Source organism: Thermococcus sp. GR5, assembly GCF_012027535.1.
Classification (GTDB): domain Archaea; phylum Methanobacteriota_B; class Thermococci; order Thermococcales; family Thermococcaceae; genus Thermococcus; species Thermococcus onnurineus.
The window spans coordinates 1-1287 of the sequence record NZ_SNUN01000015.1 but is presented as its reverse complement, the minus strand read 5'-3'; the positions used below and the strand labels follow the sequence as shown (position 1 = coordinate 1287).

Below are 1287 nucleotides of genomic sequence, written 5' to 3'. Positions count from 1 at the left end.
TACCGAACATTCACACCACCTCCTCACGAAAATATTGGAAAGGGCATCACTGGAGCTCGATAATCTCGTCCGTGTAGCTGGTCGGAGTGGTGAACTCGATGACGCCTGGAGCACCGAACTCCGGAACAACCTTACCTGTAATCTTGGTCCTCGGCTGGATACCCTGACCAAAGATAGCGGTTCCAGCGTCGTTTCCAACATAGAACGTTAGTGCAACCATGTCACCCTTGTTGATGGTTGGGTAGAGCGGCTGGACACTGTTGTCAGCGTCCTGGATGACGATGATACCGTAGTCGGTGGCGCTTGCAAGGAGAGACCAGGCAAACTTGTCGCTGGCAAAGATGCCGCCGGCAAGCTCGTCCTTGGCAGTATATGCGGAGTCAAGAACCTCGACGATGATTGAGCTTCCATCGTTGACTGTCATGCTGGTGCTGCCGACGGTTATGGTTATGATACCCCCATCAGTACCGCTGACTGAAACGGTGTTGGCACCCTCGTCAAGGATTATGTACTCATTGTCCGCCGTGTCAATAAGGGCAAACTTTTCGCTGGCATAGAGGCTCTCTGAACTAAGGGTAATCACGGTGCTTCCTATGGTAAGGGTTCCTGCAGTTGCATCATAGTCAATAAGAACACTATCCCCGGTGCTAATAGTGGTCTGAGGATCATTAGTCTCTGTTGTCTCATCAAAGGTTGCATCGTCATCAATCTTTGCAACCCCATCACCGACCTTGTAGTTCAGAACGGCCTGCTGGCTGCCGTCGCTGATGATTATCTTAGTCTTCCTGAGGTCGATGCCGGCACTGCCAGCGTTCGGGCTGACGTAAACGGCGAGCTGCTGGATGTTGAGCTTGGCCGCGTCGGTCTTACCGACTATCCTCTCGACCTGTATGCCGCTGGCTACCTCCTGAGTGGTCTCCCTGCCGGTGCTGGAAGCCTTCTGCTGGAGGAACCCGCTGGTGTTAATCAGAACCGCAGCAGCAACTGCTGCCACTAAAACCATGGCTATGAACACAATCAGGGTGCCTATTCCCACAGCACCCCTCTTCTTCTTAAACATCGCCTCCCACCTCCTCAAATAAGTTGAAAGGAAAGGGCATCACTGGAGCTCCATAACGGCATCGGTGTAGGTGCTCGGGGTGGTGAACTCTATAACACCGGGAGCACCGAACTCCGGAACGACCTGGCCGGTGATCTTCTTGCCCGGAGCAATACCTGGGCTGAAGACACCGCTGTCGGTAGTTCCATCACCGTTGACGTCAAGGTCTCCAACGAGGACGGTGAGTA

1 protein-coding gene and 2 pseudogenes are annotated in these 1287 nt (G+C 53.5%); all 3 read right to left on the bottom strand.

The window, feature by feature from the left end:
* Positions 1-46 precede the first annotated feature (46 nt).
* On the bottom strand, positions 47-709 hold the full coding sequence (locus E3E33_RS10665; protein WP_370520407.1) for a hypothetical protein: 663 nt from the start codon (positions 707-709) through the stop codon (positions 47-49).
* A gap of 23 nt (positions 710-732) precedes the next feature.
* A pseudogene (locus E3E33_RS11180) lies at positions 733-1060 on the bottom strand (archaellin/type IV pilin N-terminal domain-containing protein); the annotation flags it as partial.
* Positions 1061-1099: 39 nt separating this feature from the next.
* Positions 1100-1287: pseudogene (locus E3E33_RS10660) on the bottom strand (flagellin); the annotation flags it as partial.